The organism is Acinetobacter sp. 228 (assembly GCF_048147885.1).
In genome coordinates, this window is record NZ_JAYWYV010000009.1 from 35,993 (window position 1) to 59,842 (window position 23,850).

The window sequence follows — 23,850 nt, forward strand, 5'->3', positions numbered from 1 at the left end:
AAGCATAAATTTAGGGCAGGAAAATGTCGATACTGTTACAAATAACACTGGTTCTGGTCATTGCACTGTTGATGGTGCCACTGAGTAAAAGGCTCAGGTTGCCAAGTGTGCTGGGCTATCTGTTAACAGGAATTATCTTGAGCCTAGGCCTTTTGCATCTGATTCAGGCACCCGAAGTCATGCGTAGCTTCATGCAAGTCAGCCTGATGGCCCTGATGTTCTGGATCGGCCTGCAACTAAGACCACAACGCATCCTCCAGATCCATCCCACCCTATGGATGATGGCAACTTTACAGGTACTGACCAGCGCGCTGATTTTCAGTTTGATGGCATGGATCTTTTTGCAGCAAGGTCTGCTTGCTAGTATCGTGATTGGGCTCGCCGGCAGTTTATCTGCCATGACACTAGTCATTCAACATTTGAACAACCAGCAACAGTTTGCCACCAATTATGGTCAACAGACCTATTCGATTCTACTGGTTCATGCTTTGTTGGCCATTCTGGTAATTGCAGCCATTCCCTTATTTGCCGGGATTCGCTCGACTGAACATGGCGTGGCCTACTTTGCTGCCCTCATCGCGACATTGAGCGGTCTGTTCCTGTGTAATCGTTACCTGATGCAACCGCTATATCGCTGGATTGCCAAAAGCGGCGGTCATGAACTACATGTCATTGTGACAGTCACAGTGATCTTGGCATTATTGGTATTAATGAATACTCTCGGAATAAATCTATTCCTGGGAGCCTTGTTTGCCGGAATTTTACTGGCAGATTCAGATTTCAGGCCAGCGGTAGAAAGCACGATTCGGCCTTTTCAGGGCCTGTTGATGGGCCTGGCCTTTATCAGTCTGGGCATGTCACTGCACTTACCTGATCTGCTTAATTTCCCCTGGGTCATTCTCGGTGGCACTTTAGCTTTGATCTTGGTCAAGTTTGCAATCAACCTGGCATTGGCGCGTTATCATCAAAATAGCTGGCGCAATACTACCCTGCTGGCAGCCAGTTTGGCACAAGGTGGCGAATTTGCCTTACTGGCACTGATGATTGCAGTATCCGACCAGATTATTACGGGTGATCTGCTCTCTCCCTTGCTGTGGATGGTGAGTTTTTCCTTGCTGCTGACCCCCGCATTTTATTGGTTATTGCACAGTCAGATCTTACCGCGTCTGGATCGCCACAATCATCTGGCAGCGACTTTTGAAACTGATATTAATCCTCAAGCCCATACGCCAATCCTGCTGATTGGCTTTGGCCGCTTCGGACAGATCATTGCCCGGATTTTACTGCAACAACAGCATGCATTTAGTGTCATGGACAGTACTGTGCCAGCCACTGAGCTTCTGGGGCAGTACGATATCCCTTTCTATCAGGCAGATGCGACAGAACCGGCAGCCTTGATGCAGGCAGGGGTTGCCACGGCGCAACAGGTCATTGTCGCCATTGATGATATTGAAGACTCAATGTTGATCGTGCGGCATCTTCGGCTGAATTATCCTGAAATCAGTTTATGGGTTCGCGCCCGTGACCGGCATCATGTGCAGTTATTACAGGATTTGGGCGTGCAACACATCTGGCGTGAAACCTATCTTTCTGCATTAGAATTGAGTCGCGCCTTATTAGACCAGCTCAATACTAACCCCAAAGAAAGTCAGTTACAGATCCAGAACTTCCGTGAACAGGATGAACAGCTTTTAAGCAGCCAGTATGATCTGGATCCAGAACAACATTCAACAGATAAAAAGTACCGGAACAGTTTGGCTGAACTGGAGTATCTATTTGCTCAAGATCAACGCTATAAAGTGCCAAAACCAGAGATGTCGCAGCAACCAGATACAAACAGCGTAACAATTGATATGTTAAGGGATGATCTGTCATAACTTGTGTTTTACAATAATGACACCATTAAAACAGGGTTATGGAGAATTTTATGTCTGATTTACGCCAACGCTTTTTTATTGAAGATAGCCCTGTTCGTGGTGAAGTGGTGCATCTTGAAGAAGCTTTACAAACTATTTTAGCGCAACGTGACTATGCACCTGCAGTTAAAATCCTGTTAGGTGAAATGCTCAGTGCCACTGCCCTGCTGGCCAGTACATTGAAAATTAAGGGCCGTATCAGCCTGCAAATTCAGGCATCAGGTACATTTAAATGGGCCATGGCAGAATGCAACCATTTGGGTGAAGTTCGTGCTTTGGCGGATTATGAAGAAGACCCGCACTTTCTGGTGGGCGAAGACAGCAGTACGGTTTTGAAGGCACTAAACTCTCCGGTTCTGTTCATCAATATCGAACCAGAAATGGGTGAACGCTATCAGGGTATCGTACCCCTTGATAAAGAAAACCTGGCGGGCTGTCTGATGCAGTATTACGATCTGTCGGCACAGATTCCGACGCGCATCGTACTGGCAAGTGACCAGCAGCGTGCGGGCGGTTTACTGATTCAGCTGTTACCACGTAATAGTGAAGAAGAACAACGCCGTGTAGATGAAGATCTGTGGCCACGTCTGACCATGCTTACAGAAACCTTGAAGGCTGAAGAACTGGTTGGGTTGCAAGCTACTGATATTCTATATCGTTTATATAATGAAGAAGAAGTGCGTCTGCCAGATACGGAAGTGTTGAAGTTTGGCTGTACCTGCTCTAAAGAGCGTTGTGCCGTTGCCTTGCAGCAAATCGGTATAGAGTCGATCCGTGAAACACTGGAATTCCAGAATCCGATCGAGATGGACTGTCAGTTCTGTAATAGCCAGTATACGTTTACGGCTGAAGAAGCCTTGGGGCTTTTCGGTGAGCATCTGAGCTAATCAGCCCTACTTCTCTGTTTTAAAAAGCATTCTTCAGGAATGCTTTTTTTGCATTTGAATCTCTACAACGCTGAAGAATAGAAAAAAGTATGTCCTTACAGTAGAAAATTCGCCCGTTCCTTAAGTTTCACTCTCTGGTAAATCTCACCCCAGACCTCTACTTAAATTGCGATATTATTTACATCAATAAAAGCCTAACATTTCTCATTTTCAGAAAATTTAAGAGAAAATAATCACATTTTATTTTCTTGATTTAATTACACTTTTAAAATAAATTAGAGCAATAATTCTAAAACGAATAGATTATCTTACCAACAGGCATGTTATGAAGAAATTATTGAATACTCTAGTAATGGGGATGAGTTTGGCCGTAGTTTCAAGTTTGGCCTTTGCCTATGAAGATCCGCTAGTGGGTAAATGGAAAACCATTGATGATCAATCTGGCTATTCCCGTGCAGATGTAGAAATTCGCAAGAAAGCGGATGGTAGCTATGAAGGGATTATTGTTGAAACACGCAGCCTGCCAGGTGCAGAAAAAATGGGGATCTGCCATAAGTGTCCAGATCAGCTCAAGAACAAGCCTTTCCTAGGGTTGCCATTTATCTGGGATTTTAAAGCAGATCCAAAAAAACCGCGTGAATACCATGATGGCAAAGTGCTCGATCCGATCAGCGGCAAAGTATACAAAGGTAAAGCACGCTTAAGCACGAATGGTAAACGTCTGACCTTACGTGGTTACGTCGGCGTATCAGTGATCGGACGCAGTGTAACCTGGGTAAAATATTAATTTAAAATATAGATTTTAAAGCCCCTGTTTTCAGGGGCTTTTTACTTTGTCATGATTTGAAACAAGAAGGTACAAATAAAAACTGTTTCCTAGGGCGGAAAATTATAATAATGGTTTGAATACGGTTATTTTTTATTCATGTATATATGATGATCAATCTTCAGCCTCGTTCAACCTCAATTCTGCCTTTCGGGCTGTTATGTCATCCTCATTTGGTGCCACCTGTTCATCGCAGCTTTGTCAATATACGTGCCCTGCTGATCGAATATAAAACTATAAAAACAGGTTCAGTCTCCATCCTTTTGTATTTAGATGCTACTGAAGCAGATTTGGTCAGAGAGGCCGCATCATTGCATGCTCCCGTATATTCTCTCTGCATTTATGATCAGCTGAATCATCATGCCAAATATGCAGATCCGGAAAAAGACGGTGCTTTATACCAGCACCGTAATTTTCCTTTCATTTTGCATAGTTAGGCGGTTTAAGGAGTAGATCCATGACTACGATTCAATACCAAGAAAGTTTTTCACACGGTTATATTCCATCGGAAATTGTGGATGATCGTTCATTTGACCTGGCTCACTTTGCCGAAGCATGCGGACAAAGCCCGGAATGGGTCATGCAACTGATTGAATATGGAATATTGCCGGACCGTTCCAAAACCCAGCACAGTATCTTCCTGGGTGAAGATATATCACGCGCACAACGCGCCTACCGTCTGCAACGCGATTTCGATGCTTCGTTTACTGCAGTTGCCATGATGCTGGATTTGATCGATGAAGTGCAAGAGTTACGCCGTGAGGTTAAACATTTGCAACTCAAGTAAATCCTCTAATGCTCTGTCTATCTGCATGCTTTTGCGGTAGCTCAGAGCTATCTATTTAATTTTAAAATGAGAGTATTAGAGTTACTATGAAAACCAAAGATTGTAATAAGAAAATCAAATACATGTTCCCCGAATATCGCGATTTAATTGTCCAGCTTCGGGAGGAAGATCCACACTTTGCCAAGTTATTTGAGGAGCATAGTGAACTGGACAAGCAAATCACTCAGCTGGAACTGGATCCAGTCAATCAGATCAATAGCGATATTGAACTGATTAAGCGTAAGAAGTTAAAAATAAAAGACGAAATATATAAAATACTGACGCAAACGGCTGAGGCAGGAAACTTGTCTTAAGTAGGAGCCAGGCAAGCCAAGCCAGGATCATCCTGCACATTGTGCCTGATGTTTGAATCCGCTTGGCTATGCTTAAAAATGTTATCTTTGTATACAAAAAAGATGTCACTGTTTTTATTTTAATTTGGTCAGTTTTTCGACTTTTTCTACGGTTTTTTTGACAGACTGCCTGATGGGCTTATAGTCCAGCAACCAGAGCAGGTTGATGTGTTGATCTTTATTTTGCTGTGCTAACAGATCAATCACGCTTTTCTCGCCCAAACCCACCAAGTGTCTGCGATAAAAATAATAGATTAATAATATGGTCGTAATACCCATGACGATTAGCATTATCCAAAATCCGGTGGGAGATTTCAAACCTGGAATAAACTCAAAATTCATCCCATAAATACCAGTTAACAGGCTCAAAGGTGCGAAGATGGCCGTGATAATGGCCAATATACGCATGTTTTCATTGGTTTGGTTGGCGATTGCAGAAAAATGTAAATCTATAGTAGCTTGGATCGAAGCACGCAGACGAACAATATGTTTCTGAATTCGCTCCACATGACTGATCAAATCATTGATACGGACTAGCAATATATCCAGTCGTTCAGACTTTTTCTTACCTTTCGCATGTGGGTAATTATCTATAATTTCATCCCTGAATTCTTGTAGAGTATCAATCTGCTCTTCACATAAATCTTCAACCTGCTGAAACGAGATGCTTTCTTGTAATAACTGATCCCATTTCTTAAATCGGCGACGCCCTTGCAATAATTCTTGCTGCCAGAATCCAACCCGTCGGGTCAGCGGTACACGCAAATCCAGATAACCATCCACCATGCTGTTTAGTAGGCGCAAGGACAAATCAAAAGGTGAAGCTGGAAGTTTACGTGACTTATTCTGTTCCCTGTTAGAATGAATAAAATTTAGCTCAATCCGGGAAATATAGTTTTGTAGGACTTTATTTCCTTGTTCACGTACCGTAACCAGAACTTGCGGCGTGATAATAAAACTGACAGGTGTGGTAGCCAGACCAAACATTTGTTCATGCTGTTCATCTGTCGTCCCTATCTCATCATCCGGAGTAATGAGCTTACGGAAAATCAGTAAGTTATAATCATCCATCGTATCAAATGAACAGGGATGCTCTAAATTTAAAATATCTTTTACATGAAATTCATTTAAAGACATATGAGCATGTTGATATATTTCTTTTTGCCAAGTTTCTACACGATTTACAACATCTATGCGGGTGCAATCAATCCAGATAAATTCAAGTTGAGTTTCAGCATCTGTAATGCGTTCTTTTTGTACAGAAAGATAATGATCTGAAAGATGCTGATAAAAATAATAAATTTTCATTAAAACTATTCTCTATTCACTATTTTAATTGCTCTATGACTGAATAGAAACTTAAGCCACTTTATCTATCAGCCTTAAAATTATGAGTCGGGCTGAAACCTTAAGCAATCACATAATGCTTTTATTTATAAGTCTTCATGACTACGCAGCTTAAAATAAGGTACAAAAAAGCCCTGTACCTGCCAAAGCAATCACCTTGGCAAAGTACAGGGCTTTTACTGATCTTTTATTCACATGGACTCAGCCATGTGAATGTGCAATCAATTATGCTTGTTCGATGTCTTTCATAGTCAGTTTAATACGACCACGGTTATCAACATCCGCAACCTGTACTTTCACATCCTGACCTTCTTTTAAAACATCTGCCACATTCGCAATACGCTCGTTCGAGATTTGAGAAATGTGAAGTAAACCGTCCGTACCTGGAAGGATGTTTACAAACGCACCAAATTCTACGATACGAATGACTTTACCTGCATAGATGGTACCTGGCTCAACTTCAGCAGTAAGTGCCTGGATTTTTGCAATTGCCGCTTGCGCAGCCGCTTTAGTTTCACCAAATACACGAACTGTACCGTTATCTTCGATATCGATTGCCGCTTTGGTTTCTTCAGTAATCGCACGAATGGTCGCGCCGCCTTTACCGATCACATCACGGATTTTATCCGGATTGATGTTGATTACCTGGAATGTCGGTGCGTGCATCGAAATTTCAGGACGCGCACGTGAAATCACCTGGTTCATCTCATTCAGGATGTGCATACGACCCGCATAAGCCTGGTTCAATGCAGATTCCATGATCTCTTCAGTGATGCCTTCGATCTTGATGTCCATTTGTAGCGCAGTAATACCGTTTGCAGAACCAGCTACTTTAAAGTCCATATCGCCCAAGTGATCTTCATCACCCAAGATGTCAGAAAGCACTGCGAAACGCTCGCCTTCTTTCACAAGACCCATCGCGATACCCGCAACTGGTGCTTTCAGTGGAACACCTGCATCCATTAACGATAATGAAGCACCACATACAGACGCCATTGAAGACGAACCGTTTGACTCTGTGATGTCAGAAACGATACGGATCACGTACGGGAAGCGGTCAGCCGCAGGAAGTACAGCTTGAACACCACGACGTGCCAGACGACCGTGACCGATTTCACGACGCTTAGGACCAGATTCACGACCAGTTTCACCTACAGAGTATGCAGGGAAGTTGTAGTGCAACATGAAGTTGTCAGTTTTGGTACCTGCAAGGGTATCAACCATCAGTGCATCACGAGTATTACCCAAAGTTGTTGTTACCAACGCCTGAGTTTCACCACGTGTGAACAATGCAGAACCGTGTGCACGATCTAGAACACCCACTTGTACGTCAATTGCACGAACAGTTTTGGTATCACGACCATCAATACGTGGCTTACCAGACAGGATATTGTCACGTACGGTACGGTATTTAAGATCTTCGAATAATTCGTTAACTTCATCAGCAATGCCAGTTTCGTCATTTTCAGGAACGAATTGAGCCAATGCTTCTTCTTGAAGTGCATCAAGTGCTGCATAACGTTCATGCTTAACTGCAATGGTGTATGCTTCAGAAATTTTCGCTTCGAATGCTTCTTTCAATTTGCCAAGAAGTTCTTCATTTTTAACCGGAGCAACCCAAGTTGACTCAGTTGCACCCGCAGCGGCAGCAAATTCTTTGATCGCCTGGATCGCGATTTGCATTTCGTCATGACCAAACAATACAGCGCCCAGCATCTGGTCTTCTGAAAGCTCTTTCGCTTCAGATTCAACCATCAACACTGCAGATTCTGTACCGGCAACCACAAGATCAAGATCAGACTCTTTGAGTTGTTCAAGGTTCGGGTTCAGAATGTATTCGCCGTTGATCAAACCAACGCGTGCGCCACCGATTGGACCACGGAATGGTGTACCAGCGATAGACAATGCAGCAGATGTACCTAACATTGCAGCAATGTCAGCATCCATCGTTTTGTCAGAAGAAATAACGGTTGCGGTTACTTGAATTTCGTTGAAGTAACCTTCCGGGAATAACGGACGGATTGGACGGTCAATCAGACGTGAAATTAAAGTCTCAGCTTCAGACTGACGGCCTTCACGCTTGCCATAACCACCCGGGATACGACCAGCAGCATATTGCTTTTCTTGATAGTTTACAGTCAATGGGAAAAAGTCTTGACCTGCTTTTGCTTTAGGCTGTGCAACAACTGCTACAAGCACCTGTACACCACCCATGGTGATTACAACACTGTTTGCCTGACGGGCAATACGACCTGTTTCTAAAGTTACAGTGTGCTGACCGAATTGAAATTCTTTACGAACAATATTAAACATCGACATGTTTTATTTTTTCCTAATTTTATTCTAGTGGAGACCCCTAAGGTTTGGCATTCACGACCAGCTGGACGAATAAATGACAAAGCTTAGAAGCCGACCTCACCAGATTAAATACTATTTTTAAACACAAAGAAGGAGCGAAATATTCGCCCCTTCCACAGACCTAGCCATAAGCTAAGCCAACTTTAGTTTTCAGCAATACAGCACAAAGCATGCAATAAACCCGAAAATAAAGTTTAAATCGAATTAACGACGTAAACCTAAAGCACCGATCAAAGCTACATAACGACCGTGGTCTTTACCATTTAGGTAATCAAGAAGCTTACGACGTTGGTTAACCATACGGATCAAACCGCGACGGCTATGGTGGTCGTGTTTGTGCTCTTTGAAGTGACCTTGTAAGTCATTGATTTGAGCAGTTAAAAGAGCTACTTGAACTTCTGGTGAACCAGTGTCGTTTTCAGCGCGAGCAAATTTAGCAATGATCTCTGCGCGATCTGCGTTAGTTAAAGCCATTCGATTTCTCCGAGATGCTTATATATTTTGATAAAAATCAAAGTAATGAGAATTCAAAACCTTGACTGCCGTGCATCACTACAGCAAGTTGCATATTTTAAGGGAAAATGCGTCAAATTGCAAAAAGAGATCCATACTTTCGCATAGTTTTGGTCGCTCATTTTCTGGGTGCTGATCCGCTAAGCTCCGGTTCATGAAGTATTTATATACTGCAGTATGATTAAGGGAAAAATGATGAAATGAATGTGACTGAAATTTTTCTGTAAAGCTCAAGCGTGATGTAATTTACCCACATCGTCAGCCTGCTCCGAAAAAATGAATAAAAAAAAGCCCGAGTAAACTCGGGCTTTTTGGCGCTGTAGTTCTTTCTCTTATCATTATTATTTATTGTATTGTTATATAGCGTTTTACGCTTATTATTATTTTCAAACATCCTGTTGAAAATTCATCTTCCGTGTATGGTAGATTTTGCCACACTCTCTCCAGACACATAGAGGTATTTAGCGCATCTCGGTGTAAGCCATTGCGTACAATTTCCCGCCTGAAAGTTGCACAATGTTACATTAATCTCGTTTTATTTAACTTTAGTTACCTAAATCTACTCAATAAATTATATAAATTAGGTTAAGGAATTAAGATAATAATCTAACAACTTAGAAGTTAAAAAATAACAGGATATAAAAAAGCCTTGTAGTCTCTCCCAAAACTACAAGGCTTAGCGGCTGTAAGTTTCCTCTTTTACTTACTTCACTGTAAGTTCGCTGTCTACCGACATTATTATTATCATTATGCGATTATGCTCAACTTTCCATGTTGAGTTATTTTGTAGGACCAATCTTCTCAAATACTGAGTAAAAGCTCTATGCGTCAATTTCCTGAATCCTTGTAAGCTTTTACCTACACGATTTGATTATTTTTTGCCAACCAAATTACTAGATTGTTCAATAATTTTCTGACTCAAACCACTTTTTCTTATGCTTCTAACACATAGTGCTTGTGTAAAAGCATCATAATCCACCAATAAACTGACCACCTTTTTAGCTCGAGTAATTGCGGTATAAATCAACTCTTTGCTCAATAAGTTTTTTGCATATTGATCCAGTACCACTGCGGTATGGGCAAACTCTGAACCTTGAGATTTGTGAATGGTCAGCGCAAAAGCAGTTTCAATGCTTTTAGGTAAACGGGTGGCTAATACCCATTTTTCCAGACTCGGGAAATACACTTCAAACTGACGCTGACCAGAGTGATCACGTAAAAAACAGATGCCAATATCACCATTGGATAGTCCCAACTGATAGTCGTTATACCCCATCATCACAGGTCGTCCGACATACCAGTCACCCTGTTTCAACTGACCTTGGGCTGCCAGAAAACGTTGCTCAATCTGCAGATTGATCTTGAGCAGCCCCAGATCACCAGAACGGATTGCAGTTAAAATCCGGTAATCATCAAAAGTTTTGACCACCTGTTGCACATACTGCTCAAAATCAGCTGAGTTTTCTTCTGATTGTATGGCCTGTACATAAGCCTGATAACCATACATAAGCTGGTCATAATACTGATTCAAGTTATGCGCGGTCTGTTCGGCGCCAGCGAGCAGGTATTGCAACTGCAACTGGTCGATCTCAACCTGATCCAAATCGATCGCCTGTAACTCACTGGCTGCCACAATCTGCTGCTCAAATTTCCGTAGTACTGCCGAAGGCTCATGACTCTGCTGGATAAACTCTGCCATTGCCCCAATCCTGGCTCCAGCCGCAAAACGTCGCGTGGTGATTAAATTGACCCGGTTATCCTTCAGAGTGGCCACTTGCTGTAAATCTGCCAGTACCGTTCCGACATCCACAGAGGCCAGCTGGTCTGCATCACCGAGTAAAATCAGCCGTGCATGAGGCGGTACGGCGGCCAGCAACATCTGGGACAGATTCAAATCCAGCATTGAGGCTTCATCGACCACGATCACATCATAGGGCAAAGGCTGCTTGGCATGAAAGCGTGGCTGTCCGCGAGTACCCAGACCTAGTAAGCGATGCAGGGTCACCGGTTGTAACTGTTTTAATGCTTCTAGCTCAAACTGTTGTAACGCTTCACTGTGCAAGGCTTTTTGCAGTGCTTCTTTCATTCGCTGCGCGGCCTTTCCGGTAGGTGCTGCCATAGCGATCCGTATATGCGGCAAGGCTTCATACAGCACAGCAATAATATGCGCCAAGGTATAGGTTTTACCTGTTCCAGGCCCGCCGGTAATAATATTCAGCGCCTGCTGCGCAACCATTTCCAGTGCCAGTTTCTGCTGTGGATCTGAGAGAAGATTGCGATTATGCTCGCTTAAATTCACCGGAGTCACCGTTTGTGACTTGATCCGTACCAACTGTGTAGCGACTGCCTGTTCCAGTTGCCAGTAGCGGTACAGATATAAATGCTGATCTGCACAAATAAATGGTGCAATTCCTGCACTCTGCTGACGGTGGTCTAGAACCAGATTATGCAATAATGCAACCTGCTGAGGATTAACCTCGATACAGCTATCTCCCGCCTGCATCGCTTCCAGCAGTTGCTCGATCAATAATTTTGCTGCCGGATCAAATGCAGCTGTACTGAATGGAGGCTGACACAGATAGTCAATCCAGGCCATTAAATCGGAATGTTGCTGTGACACGTGATTCTGCTCATTTTCCACACAGTTATCCTCAAAGTTATCCACAGGATAATTTCATGTTTAATCTATACATATTTTATAAAACTGCAAAATCATGCTGATTTTTTCTGCTCAAAATAGCCCAATATTTGATCCAGTTTTTCTATGAATTCAGAGTCTGGTTGCCAATGATAGGCTCCTTGCTGCGCCTGTCCATTCATCCCGCGCAAATACAGATAGGTTGCGCCGCCCAAGTGCTGCTGAATCGAATAAGTCTGCCTATTGGCACTCAGGTACCGATGCAGCGCCACCAAATACAAAGCGGCCTGCAACCAGTAACTGGACTGGCTCATATTCTGCTGAATGGCTTCAGTGCTATAGTGCTGCTGATCCGGCCCGAGGAAGTTACTTTTATAATCGGCAATATGGTAGTGCTGACCATCGAAATATACCAGATCGATGGAACCGGTCAGATATCGCGCCGATTTGGCCTCATTAAAATCGCTCATGACCATGTCATGTTCGAGAAAAAGCTGATGGATTTGCCGAATCTGCAAAGGGGCATCGGTCAAGGACAGATAAAAAGGAAATTCTGACAGATAGTGTTTAGCCTCCAGCTGTGCCAAGGCAAAATCTGTCTGTATCGGAGTGGCCAGAATGTCATGTACCCAGTGATGCATCAGATTCAGCAAAATATCTTCTGTGATCTCGTCCAGCAATCCCTCAAAAGCAGTCTGGAAAATACTGTCCACATTCAGCGATTCAGTGCTTGCAGAGCGTATGAGCTGAGCTATTTCCTGTTCAAAAAACTGGATAAAGGAGTCATCCTCCAGCCCATCGAAATACACTTGAAACTGACCTAAAAATTCCAGTAGAGCTGAACGCTCGAGCTGTTGTGCCGAGTGAAACAGCTGCTGCCATTGCTGGCGATAAACTTCACTTTGGTCATGCAGGCGAATTCCGGTCAATAACTTATAGTTCAGGCTGGACAATACGCGCTGCATACTATGACGCAATTCCTCGGCTTTGAAATCTGCCTGAGCTGTGGCCTGAAACAGGGTTCGCAGATTCACCACAGCGGCCTGATAATGCAGGGAAAAAGCCTGTTCCAGTACACTACGTATATGAAAAGCCTGTTCAAATTTTTCTTTCAGTTCCTGCCAGATTTGCGGTGCGGTATTTTTAAAACGGCGCCGGATTTCCAGATTCCAGTAACTGCTGTCCTGAAAATCAATATGTTCAAAAATGCTGTGCAAGAATGTTCCGGCTACGGTGCCTTTGGGAAAATTCAGCCTAATCCAGTCTAAGGGCACGGCTGCTGGCTGTTCTTCCAGACCGGTAAAATGAATTTCATCAGCGGCACTATCGGGCTGTTCAGAAGCCGTGACCAGATCGTCCTGCAAGATATGTCCATGTAGCTGATGCTGTGACAAAGCCGTAAAACTGGTTTTGGTTCGCGGATAAAACTGCCGCTCTGGCAAAGGTTGCGCCCGCATGTCAACCTGATGATGGTTCGATGGCTCGACCAGACGCGGTGGTTCCTGAGACAGGGACGGCTCGACCAGACTTAAAGCATGTTGAAACAATTGATCTCCCTGACCACGCCAGAAGGCCAGCCCGGAATCGGACTGTGCGTTCTGGTCCTGCAGCATGGCATATACCCGGTGACTGGCACGGGTCAGCGCCACATACCAAAGCCGGTGGTTTTCGGCAGCATTACGCGCTGCATTCTGCAGAATAGCCTGCTCATGCAAATTCTTGTGATTGACTGCAATCACCCGGGATTGTTCCAGAATATTGTCCTGTTCAGGCGCAGACAGGGAAAAATTCAGGTTGCCTTTATTCACATCAAAAGCAGCATCTGCTCCCAATAAAAATACCACTTTAAATTCCAGCCCTTTGGAGGCATGAATGGTCATCAGCTGCACCCCATGATCCCCAGACAGCTTGCGTTCTTTTTCGCTGTCCTTGTCTGAAGGTGACTGAAGCTGGCGCAAATACCAATGATAGAGTTTTTGCGCCCCCTGATAATATTCACTCCGCTGGCTCAGCATCTCGGTCAGATGGCGCAAATTGACCACCACCCGCTCATTGTCCAGACTTTGACTGGCCACCAGATTGGTCCAGACCTGAAACAGGTTCAGTGCATAATTCCAGGCGGTCAAAAAGCCTTTCTCAAACCACATTTCCCGAATTATATCCAGATCGGCAATATAGCGACTGAGGCCTTCACTCTGGCCTTGCAAATCAATCAGTTTTTTCAGATTGAAGCCTAGCAGACGGGTTAGTAAAGCCCGCTTGACCTTGGCCTCATTGAAAGGATCCATGATCGCCGTCAATACTGCCGCGACATCCTGAGCAATTGGACTGGCAAACACGCTCTGTTTGGATTCCTTATAGCAGGGAATGCCCATACGCTGCAGACGCTGCTTCACCTGTTCCAGAGCAAAATGTCCAAATCCCAGTACGGCGATATCATCTGCGCTCAGGCTTTGCTGGTGCTCTTGCTGCTGAAAGTACAGTTGCTGCTGGGCAGACTGATTCAGCAATGCACGGATTTTCCAAGCCACCTGATCTGCTTCCAGATCCGATTCACCTAGCTGAATCCATCGTAAGGGCTGCGGGTTGATCCTGCCCATATCGACCAGATCTGGATGTGGGCGACTACCCGCCTGAATCCGGGTGTACTGCACCTGTTCGCCAAAATCCATTTGCCGCTGGAACAGCGCATCAACCACTTCTACGAGCGGTTTGACTGAACGATGGTTCTGCATCAGGGTATATTCACGACCCTGCTTGTGGCGTACATCAGCGTGTGCCTTGTTATAAGTCAGCATGTCGCCGCCACGGAAACCGTAAATTGCCTGTTTCGGATCACCGACCATAATCATGCAGCCGGACTGCACCCGGTTGGCATCGCGCCAGATCTTGGCCAGCAGATCATCCTGATCCTGATTGGTGTCCTGAAATTCATCGACCAGAATCAGTGGATAACGTGCCTGCACAAACTGGGCAAAACGCTGTCCCTGCTGGCCTTGCAATGCTTCCGCCAATGTACGGATTTGCTGGGAAAAAGTGGTTTCACCCTGCTGCTGCAAGGTTTGCGGCAAACGGGTCTGCACACTTTGAATAATATGAAATTCCAGATGGGTCGTAAGCTGTTGCAGCTGCTCATCCAGATACTGTTTGACCTCGCACAGCGCATCAATTGCCACGATCAGACCATGTTGCAAAATCAGCTGCTGCTCTGCATCCGGACAGCTTTTGTTAAAGACCTGAGTGGTCGGTTGGAAATCGGTTTTCTTGCGGCGCAAATGGCACAGATTCAGTAAAATCGGCTGCAATTCAGCATCAAAGAAACTCATGCCCCCCTGATTTTGCAGGGCTGCGCTCCAGGTCATAAAGTTTTCACAAATTTCGGTTAACTTGGTCAAAAAACTCTTGTGAAAATACTTCGGACTTTCCTGACAATAACGCCGCATGACGGCAAGATCATGCTCCTGAATATTCACTAATTGACGGATGCAGGCTTCCAATTTGTTCAGGTCACATTCAGCCGGTTCGATCTTGCGGAAATGCTGCTTGCTGAAATTCAGTGCATCACGTACCAGCCCGGTATAATGCTCCACCGGTTTCAGCAGATTCTGAACATACAGATGATTGACCATATATTGCGGCTGTTGCTGAATCCAGTCACGCAGTACATCATGAATCAGCTGCTGGATATACAGATCCTGATCTTCGGTCAGTTCTGCACGTTCAATCTTGCCACTTTCAAATGCAAATTCACGTAACAGTTTCTGGCTAAAGCTGTCCAGGGTGCCGACAAACAGTTCATCCAGCTGGTTCAGCACCAGACGTAAACGGCGACGGGCATAATCCAGCCGTGAACCATAATCTTTCAGCACCTGCTGAAATAAAGGATCGGTTTCATTCTGGATTTTTGCTGTGATTTCAACTGAATTGAGCTGCTGATGACGCTGGATATAGGCCAGCGTTTCCTCGATACGAAGCCGTACCCGGTTTTTCAGTTCAGCCGTGGCTTTACGGGTAAATGTCGTCGCAATCACCTGATGTGGATAATACTGGTCCAGAAAGATTCTTACCATTAAGCTGGAGAGCGTATAGGTCTTACCAGTTCCTGCCGATGCTTCAATCCAGTGCAGGCCACGGAATTTCATGTCCTGAATCGGATTGGTGGAAATGGCTTTTTGCATCTGCTGCTTTAATAAAGTCATACGGCTATTTCACCCACTCCAGATGTTGATGAATCGGCGCATACAGGCCATGGGCAAAATCATGGCAGCAATTTTGCAAGGCCAGATCCGGATCCTGATCCTGCAAAATAAATTGCCAGTCCTGATGCAGCAGACTGGATTCATCCGAAGCCAAAGGTTTGGCACTCTCATAGCTGTTGTTCCAGGCCTTTAGCAATTCCGGCATTTCCACAATGGTCATCTTGCCCTGTTCATTCTCGGCCCACTGCCACTCTTTTTTCATTAGTAATTCTGCCGGCAAGACCAGCGGCTGCTGTTGACCAATTTCCCAGGCCTTTAACCAGAGCTGCAAATACTCATGTGCCTTGCTCGAACTCAAGCCAGAAAACTTCAGGGTTTTATTACTAAAAATGACAATGCGCTCCAGTTCTGGTGAGCGTGCATCATCATTTAAGTAAGCCAGCCACAACAGATACTCCAGCCAGACCTGGGCACGGCGTTTTTCCGAGGCCGAAGAGGATTGCATACTCAGCCAGTAGCTGCTGTGTGGAACCTGAGGTACGTTTATATGAATGATCAGTTCAGGACTGAACTGCAGGGACTGTTGGGTGACTGGCGTCAGTTCTTTGCCCAACTGTAGCAAACGTTCTTGCAATAACTGCTGTTCCTGCTGGCTGCCCAGCCAGGTGGCTTGCTGGGTTTTGCCCACCGGCAAACGGTCTAGCATCAGGTTTGGCTCAATCTCCTGCTCTTGTTGTAACAGGAAATCCCGCACCTGATACTGTTCCAGCTTGTTCAATAATAAGGGTTCCCGGGAACTCGGCAAATCGGCATAGCGAATCGTGGAAACCCCGACACTTTTCAGGAATAGACGTGCCGGGAAAATCATATCGCGGATCCATTCATCGCCTTTGAGTACCCGGATTTCTTTTTGTTCTAGTGCCGGATAATGTGCATTAATCCAGCTGCTGCGTTTGCCTTCGGCGCTGCGGATATATTCTGCTACCGCAAACCACTGATCCTGATAACGTGGTGTCTGCATATCTGTAAATCCGGCCGGATCAAAAGGCTGCAAGGGATGTATATGATAAAGCTGCTGGATATGTTGAGCCACGGAAAGACCATGAATATCCACCATCGGATCGACTTCGGCATCCGGCTGTTCAGACTGGCAGATCAGCGCGATATGCTGAACCAGTTCCTGCAAGGCAGTGGATGGATCGCGAGCCTCACCATCCTCCAGATCAAAGCCATTATAGAACAGCCATAGATTTTCCTGTGCCAGCAGCAAGGCATCCAGAAAAGCGCCCTGCTCGTCATCCAGACGGGAACGGTCACCGAGTTGCGGCTTCAGGCTACGCATCAGGTCAAACGGAACCTGTTGATTGCGGCTCGGAAATTTACCGCTATCCAGATTCAGCATCACCACCAGTTTATAAGGCAATGGTCGGATCTGGCCAATCTGGCTAAAAGTAATCTGTCCGGTCGGTTCGGCCTGATCCAGCTGCATCTCCAGGGTATTCTGAATTTCTTCCAGCACATAAGGCAGAGGCAGACTGAGTGCCACTAGCTCTTGACTGGCATGCGGATCATCTTGGTCATGATAATCGGCCAGGGTCAGCATCCGCATTTGCTTGTCGATAATTTCGGCAACGGTTTTGAGTGATTCTACCCCGGCATCACGAAACTCGTTCAGATCGGCACGCAGATATTCCAGCCAGGTTTTGACTGGCGTACGTTGTCCAGTTTCATGCAAAGTCAGCCAGTCACGGCGCTGTACCAGATCCTGATAAATCCGGATCAGGGTCGAAATCAGCGGAAAATCACTAGTCAGAACCTTGGCATAACTCAAGGTATCCTGAAACAGGGTATGTTCAGGAATCGCCAGCCCCAACGCCAGACGGTCCAGCGCGAATTTAAAGCTAAACCGGTAATCGTCATCGCCTGCGCTGAGGCTTTGCTGTAAATGCTGCTGGTCCAGTCCACGCTTGAAGCCAGCATCTGTCAGCAACAGTAACATCCGTTCTACCTGACTATAGTCCAGACCATAATACTGCTGGGTCGCATTCAGGCTGAGCCAGTCAGCAAAGTCCTCAATACTGAATCGGCGCCGTACCCACTGAATCCGGCCCAGTACCGCGCGCCAGGCATTACTGACATCCAGACGCGACACCCCGGCAATCTGGATCGGTAAATACAGGTTATCTTTCTGAAGGCGTTTGCTGCCAGTCTCGCGCTCACGCGGTGGCGGGGCAAAGACACTGCGAATTGCCGGTTCCAGTTCTTTCAGACTTGGCGTCAGCACCAGAATATCACTGGGCTGACGCGGCGCGTCATTCGTATCTTGAGCCAGCCAGTGAATTAGCTGTTCTTTGAGGACTTCTAGCTGACGTAATGAAGAATGACAGACATGAATCTGTACTGAATCATCGTCAGGGCTTAAAGCATATTGATGCTGTTGGGGTTCCAATAAATACAGGATATCCGACTGGATTTTGGCCAGCAGCCTGTCCTGATATTCATCGACAAAGACATCGGCCCAGAGACCCTCTTCCCCCGAAGACAGTTTAGAGAGTAGAGAAAAATGATCCCGTGCCTGCTTGCCGAATCGGGTCAGAAGCGGATGCCGCGATTCCCGGTCTTCGGCATTAAAATTCAGTTGCTTGATCCTGAAGTCTTTTATTTCCGCATCATTTGGTTTACGTTGACGGGTTTTTTCAAAACGCTGAATAAAGCGCTCTTCGCGCTGCAAATCAAATCTGGCTTTCCAGTCAGGATCGACACTGTCCGCCCAGTATTCCTGCGAGGGGTTGAAGTGAAAAATATAGATATCAATGTATTGCCCCAGACGACGTAAAAAATCCAGCTGGCTCGGTGGTAGTTCCAGCAGGCTAAATACCACAATCTGGGCCGGCAGGCGTTTTAGAGCCTGGGCGCGGGTTTCTGCATTCTCCAGCCGCTCCCAATACAGGCGTTCAATCTCCAGGATTTTGGCATAATCATCTTGAAATACATGCTGCCACAACCAGCGTTGCCAAGCTTCCAGTTCACGTGCCTGAATCTTGACAAAATCCGCCACCTGCATCTCATGACCATTTTCATCTTTGGGGCTATAGAGCATCTGTTCGATATCAAGCGCAATATCCTGCCCCCAGGCCTCGAGCCAGTTGGTCGGGCAGCTACAGTGTTTTGGAGGACAGTTACGCGCGCAATAACCGCGATAATCCATATAATGGCTGAACAAACGCGATACCTGCTCGGCTACCCAGTACAGCATGCTCTGTTTTTTCAGCTGCTTCTCTGTACCCTGCTCCAGCCGATCAGCACTGTCATAAATCCGTTTGATAATAGAATACAGCGGATGATCCATGTCTAAGGAAATCTGTTCGGGCAGAATATATTTACGTAGCGCCTGAAATACCCGCCATTTGATGATAATGCGCGGAATATTGGCTTCGCGCACCTGTTCCACCTCTTTGGGTGCATTCAATACCCACTGATAGGAAGCCCATTGAAAGGCGCGAATCCGGTGATGAAACTGGGTATTGGCACTAATGCCTTTTTTCTCGGCAATTTTCTGGGTCAGCCAGCTTTCTACTGCCGGAGACGGCACAATAAAGTGCCGGGTCTGTAACACTTCAAACGGATTTCGGGCAGTCTGGTTGACAATATGCAGCATACTATCCAAAAGTACATCAATACGTTGACTCTGAATAACATGGATGGCCATTGGTTCCCCTGAACTGCTGAATGTGGTTTTTACTACAAAACGATAAAGATTATTTACTATACATCCCGAGCGCGCTATGACACTTTAAAACCACACTTCAGTCGAAAAATTTCTTTGAAAAAAGCATCTTAAAGATGCTTGAATGGAAAAAAACAACATAGAGCTTAGGTAGTGCCCATGAAATTAGATAAAATTCCTGAACGTCTCGACGCGAACCTGGATCTGGAAAAAATCCGCGACGAATGCCTGGAACTCACCAAAAAACGCGCCTACTATTCTGCCGGTGCCGCTGTTATTCCGGTACCTTTTATGGACGTGGTCATTGATGTCGGTATCTTGTCGCAATTAATTCCCGAGATCAATGCCCGCTTTGGCCTGGCCCCTGACCAGATCAGTGTTTACGATCCAAAAACCCGTCAGATCCACTGGCAAGAACTGCGTAAACGTGGCGTAGAGTTTTCTGGTCTGGTGGTCGCACGGACGGCAGTTAAAAAATCTTTGAACAATGTTGCAGCGAAAGTGCTGATAAAGCAAGTCACAAAATTCATTCCGCTAGGGGGTCAACTGGTTGCTGCTAGTCTGGGTTATTTTGTCATGAAAAAAATTGCCGATGCCCATGTCCAAGACTGCTATCGCACGGCTAAAAGTATCCAGCAAAAACAGGTAGCACAGGCTTAATCCTGCGCAAGCTGAATCTTTTAAACTATTGCTTTCCTTTACTTCAGGCAGATTTATTCTGCCTGAAGTTGTTTTAAAATGGCCTTTAACACTTCGACCCGCGCGGTGTTTTTATCATCGGTGGCAATAATGTGCCAAGGCGCATAATCGGTTGAGGTACGTTCAAACACGTCCGCTGCTGCTTTTAGATAATCATCCCAACGTGCCCGGTTTCGCCAGTCTTCGTCGGTAATTTTAAAACGTTTATGCGGTGTTTCTTCACGTGCCTTGAAACGTACGGCCTGTTCATCTTTGGAGATCGCCAACCAGATTTTTACGATAACGGTTTGATGCTTGACCAGGCTCTGCTCAAAACGGTTAATTTCTCCATAAGCACGCTGCCATTCTGCCGCACTGATAAGCCTCTCGACCCGCTCGACCAGGACCCGCCCGTACCAGGAACGGTCAAAAATACAGATGTCATCATCGGTTTGCAATTTGGTCCAGAACCGCCATAAATAGGGATGGCTATGTTCATATGTTTCGGGTGCCGAAATGCTGTAAATTTCATATTCACGCGGATCAAGTTTTTTTACAATGCGCTTGATGGCTCCCCCCTTCCCCGCAGCATCCATGCCTTCAAACAGAATCACCACATTACGCGGATCGGAACGCATGGCTTGGGCAACCTTAGCGCTTAACTTTTTCAGTTCCGGTTTATATTCTTCTGGTGTAGCCCGCGTATTGGCAGGATGTTTCAACTGCTCGGGAATCTTGGCCTGTTTCCATTTACCGCTGGCTCTGACTCGATGTTCGGGACAGTTTTCCATCGCATTCAGAACGTACTGGGCAAATTGCTGGTCGCGCCATTTTTCATTTTTGCTGTCAATAACAAACCAGTCCTCGGTAAAGCGCTGCCGCAACCGCTGCAAGTTCTCGTACTGTTTTCTGTTCCGCCAGTCTACCCCCTGCATTTGATGCCAGTGGGTTTCACTTGGGTCCATGGCCTTCAAACGTTTTTGCAGGTCCTTCCATGACAGATTGAACCAGACCTTGACCACATCCACATGGTTATTTTTCAGATCCTGCTCAAAGTCCTGCATTTCTTTCAGGTATTCATTAAACTGTGCTTCATTAATTGGGTCAGATACCCGCATTGCACTGTTAAGTAAATCGGTATACCAGTTGCCAAACAGCACGACGATCTGCCCTTCGGCTGGAATAAATTGCGCATAAGGCTGCCAGAACACCTGTTTGGGACTGACCGCTTGCGGTTCATCGGCCTTCACCCTCAGATAACGTGGATCGACCCATTCACGCAACTGTTTGACCGCTTCGCCCTTGCCGGCCAACTCGATACCATTGACCAGAATAAGCAGACTTTTAGCATTTTTCTGGCCGCGCGTTTTTCTTAAATCGTATTGGGCATCAATCAGCTCGGCCGATAACTGATCTTCATCCATTAACTGGAATTGTGGTTGTTCCATCTGTATCTTCAACCTTTATCTTTTATTCTTGTTGCAGTATAGCGAGGAGCTTTGGGCCAAAAATAGCGTTGGCAACGTTTTTCACACGATTACATTGCCTGTTTAAACAGCAAATTGACATTCAAATAAGTAATCATTGACCAATTTGTCATAGCGAGATTGAGCCACACCCTCTAAGATTCTGACATCGCAAAAATCATATTTGAAAAATTCATGTCCAAACTTGCCCGATTAGATGAACTTTTAGAACAATATTATCAGCTCAAGTATCACACTCAGCCTGAAATTTTAAGCCGTTTACAGGATGTACAGGCATGGCAGAAAGCACGAATGCAGCGTACCCATCAGCAGCATTTTTCTGAAAAAAACAATCAGCTTATGGCAGAATATTTCCTGAACCGGCTTTATGGTGGCCCAGACTTTGATGCACTGGCTGAACAGATTGCACGGCTGATGAAATATGCACACAAGGCAGAAAAAATTATTCCAGAAAATGCAATTAAAACTGGAACTTCAGGCGTAGAACTGGCGATCCTGGCGGTGCAGCTGGACGAACAGGTCGCGATTCAGCTGCTAAAGGATTACCCCGCCCACACAGCATTAACTGATGAAATGATGCGCCTGACCTACCTGAAACTGGATCAGGGTGAAGCACGCTTAAAACAGCTGGCTCTACTGGATCAGCTAGGGGTCAGCCTGGATAAATATATGCGTTCCTTTGTAGTCTATACTGCCTTTAAAATGTGTAAAAGCGCAGCCAACAAGTATCATTTTCAGGTGATGTATGAGTTTATGCAGGACGGATTTCAGGCCATGAAACCGTTGAAGTCGGCAGAAAAATTTGTAACCGATTTTACTGCAATCGAACGCGGTATCATTGACAAGGTACATTCAGGCGATCCATTACCCTTCCAATAATAGCTTCTTTGCTGATCTACAACGGATGCTATTCACCGTCCTGCCTGATCCTGATATTTTCAGGTTTTTGTGGCAGGACATCGCAAGTGACAAATCATATGAATTATTCGATCACTGGCCATGAAGATTTCCGCCCACATTCCTATTTTTCTGTATATTATTCATAACAATTGCATCATGACTGCTGAATAACATCCAAGAATCTGTCATTATGCAGACAATGCAAGATTAACCCGATTGATATGTTAGGAGTGACTCCAATGTCAAATGAAAATACAACGCCTACCCCTACACCCGAGTCGGCACAACAGACAGACAAAGTGAGCCCATTCTTAACCACTCCACTTCCACAAGGTGCTCCACAAGGTCAGCAACAATCTCTAGAACAACGCCTGACCGATACGCCTGTGACGGGAACTATCCCTAAATATAACCTGCCACGCGGTGCTAATACCGGCAACGTCGGCTCAACTACGCATTTTGGCTACCAGACCGTAAACAGCGATGAAAAAGCCCAGAAAGTGGCTGAAGTGTTCCATTCGGTCGCCAGCAAATATGACATCATGAATGACCTGATGTCTTTTGGTATTCACCGTCTGTGGAAACGTTTTGCGATTAATATGTCAGGCGTGCGCCGTGGCCAGCATGTGCTGGATATCGCAGGGGGCACGGGTGATCTGGCCAAAGTATTTAGCCGTGAGGTGGGTCCTACGGGTCATGTGGTGCTGTCCGACATTAACGAATCCATGCTGAATGTGGGTCGTGACCGTCTGATTGATGCAGGTTGCACCAATGTCGACTTCGTTCTGGCCAATGCAGAAACTTTAGAACCGTTCGCCGACAACAGCTTTGACCTGGTGACGATTTCTTTTGGCCTGCGTAACGTGACCGATAAAGATGCGGCTCTGGCTGCAATGTACCGTGTGCTTAAGCCAGGCGGCCGTTTGCTCATTCTGGAATTCTCTAAACCGGTGTTTGAACCATTTTCGAAACTGTATGACCTGTATTCGTTCACCGCGCTACCAATCATGGGTAAAATCATTGCCAATGATTCAGAAAGCTATAAATACCTGGCTGAATCGATCCGTATGCATCCAGATCAGCGTACCCTGAAAGGCATGATGGAAAATGCCGGCTTCCAGAACTGTGACTACCACAACCTGACTGGTGGTATTGTTGCCGTTCACCGTGGCTTCAAGCTTTAAGGGCCTTAGCC

General features: G+C 45.5%; 16 protein-coding genes. 9 read left to right on the top strand and 7 right to left on the bottom strand.

What is annotated here, in order from left to right; genetic code table 11:
* Window positions 1–23 precede the first annotated feature (23 nt).
* The 6 genes from VXQ92_RS08755 (at window position 24) to VXQ92_RS08780 (ending at window position 4,769) form a co-directional block, all read left to right on the top strand.
* The gene (locus tag VXQ92_RS08755) at window positions 24–1,877 is read left to right on the top strand and encodes a cation:proton antiporter (protein WP_416681134.1); all 1,854 of its coding nucleotides are present in this window, start codon (window positions 24–26) and stop codon (window positions 1,875–1,877) included.
* A 50-nt stretch (window positions 1,878–1,927) separates the two neighbouring features.
* Window positions 1,928–2,803: an Hsp33 family molecular chaperone HslO gene (locus tag VXQ92_RS08760; RefSeq protein WP_064094936.1), complete on the top strand. Its 876-nt coding sequence runs from the start codon at window positions 1,928–1,930 to the stop codon at window positions 2,801–2,803.
* A gap of 325 nt (window positions 2,804–3,128) precedes the next feature.
* Window positions 3,129–3,590, top strand: coding sequence for a DUF2147 domain-containing protein (locus VXQ92_RS08765; RefSeq protein ID WP_416681135.1), 462 nt, complete (start codon window positions 3,129–3,131; stop codon window positions 3,588–3,590).
* A 146-nt stretch (window positions 3,591–3,736) separates the two neighbouring features.
* Entirely contained in the window at window positions 3,737–4,066 is a 330-nt protein-coding gene (locus VXQ92_RS08770; protein WP_416681136.1) for a hypothetical protein, read from the top strand.
* 20 nt (window positions 4,067–4,086) lie between these two features.
* Window positions 4,087–4,416 (top strand): chaperone modulator CbpM, encoded by a 330-nt coding sequence (locus tag VXQ92_RS08775; protein ID WP_064094939.1) that lies wholly within the window; start codon window positions 4,087–4,089, stop codon window positions 4,414–4,416.
* Between the two features lie 86 nt (window positions 4,417–4,502).
* Window positions 4,503–4,769 (top strand): YdcH family protein, encoded by a 267-nt coding sequence (locus VXQ92_RS08780; RefSeq protein ID WP_064094940.1) that lies wholly within the window; start codon window positions 4,503–4,505, stop codon window positions 4,767–4,769.
* A 114-nt stretch (window positions 4,770–4,883) separates the two neighbouring features.
* Here VXQ92_RS08780 and VXQ92_RS08785 read toward each other — a convergent pair whose 3' ends face one another.
* From VXQ92_RS08785 to VXQ92_RS08810, 6 genes are all read right to left on the bottom strand, one after another.
* Complete coding sequence (locus VXQ92_RS08785; RefSeq protein ID WP_064102189.1) at window positions 4,884–6,116, bottom strand: magnesium transporter CorA family protein; 1,233 nt, start codon at window positions 6,114–6,116, stop codon at window positions 4,884–4,886.
* A gap of 264 nt (window positions 6,117–6,380) precedes the next feature.
* On the bottom strand, window positions 6,381–8,468 hold the full coding sequence (gene pnp, locus VXQ92_RS08790; RefSeq protein ID WP_416681171.1) for a polyribonucleotide nucleotidyltransferase: 2,088 nt from the start codon (window positions 8,466–8,468) through the stop codon (window positions 6,381–6,383).
* A 249-nt stretch (window positions 8,469–8,717) separates the two neighbouring features.
* Window positions 8,718–8,987 carry a 30S ribosomal protein S15 gene (gene rpsO, locus VXQ92_RS08795; RefSeq protein WP_004637724.1) on the bottom strand — a complete coding sequence of 90 codons (270 nt, stop codon included), beginning with the start codon at window positions 8,985–8,987 and terminating at the stop codon, window positions 8,718–8,720.
* 910 nt (window positions 8,988–9,897) lie between these two features.
* Complete coding sequence (recD, locus tag VXQ92_RS08800; protein WP_416681172.1) at window positions 9,898–11,622, bottom strand: exodeoxyribonuclease V subunit alpha; 1,725 nt, start codon at window positions 11,620–11,622, stop codon at window positions 9,898–9,900.
* 116 nt (window positions 11,623–11,738) lie between these two features.
* Window positions 11,739–15,863: a UvrD-helicase domain-containing protein gene (locus VXQ92_RS08805; RefSeq protein ID WP_416681137.1), complete on the bottom strand. Its 4,125-nt coding sequence runs from the start codon at window positions 15,861–15,863 to the stop codon at window positions 11,739–11,741.
* 4 nt (window positions 15,864–15,867) lie between these two features.
* A complete protein-coding gene (locus VXQ92_RS08810) occupies window positions 15,868–19,572 on the bottom strand; it encodes an exodeoxyribonuclease V subunit gamma (RefSeq protein WP_416681138.1) in 3,705 nt (1,234 codons plus the stop codon).
* Window positions 19,573–19,749: 177 nt separating this feature from the next.
* Between VXQ92_RS08810 and VXQ92_RS08815 the strand changes: the two genes are divergently transcribed.
* Complete coding sequence (locus VXQ92_RS08815) at window positions 19,750–20,250, top strand: hypothetical protein (protein WP_064094946.1); 501 nt, start codon at window positions 19,750–19,752, stop codon at window positions 20,248–20,250.
* Window positions 20,251–20,303: 53 nt separating this feature from the next.
* Here the strand turns inward: VXQ92_RS08815 and VXQ92_RS08820 are convergent, their stop codons facing one another.
* Complete coding sequence (locus tag VXQ92_RS08820) at window positions 20,304–21,722, bottom strand: phosphate--AMP phosphotransferase (protein ID WP_416681173.1); 1,419 nt, start codon at window positions 21,720–21,722, stop codon at window positions 20,304–20,306.
* Window positions 21,723–21,929: 207 nt separating this feature from the next.
* Here VXQ92_RS08820 and VXQ92_RS08825 point away from each other — a divergent pair, with 207 nt between their 5' ends.
* Both VXQ92_RS08825 and ubiE read left to right on the top strand, forming a co-directional pair.
* Window positions 21,930–22,634, top strand: coding sequence for an FFLEELY motif protein (locus VXQ92_RS08825; RefSeq protein WP_416681139.1), 705 nt, complete (start codon window positions 21,930–21,932; stop codon window positions 22,632–22,634).
* A 260-nt stretch (window positions 22,635–22,894) separates the two neighbouring features.
* Window positions 22,895–23,839 carry a bifunctional demethylmenaquinone methyltransferase/2-methoxy-6-polyprenyl-1,4-benzoquinol methylase UbiE gene (gene ubiE / locus VXQ92_RS08830; protein ID WP_416681140.1) on the top strand — a complete coding sequence of 315 codons (945 nt, stop codon included), beginning with the start codon at window positions 22,895–22,897 and terminating at the stop codon, window positions 23,837–23,839.
* Window positions 23,840–23,850 lie beyond the last annotated feature (11 nt).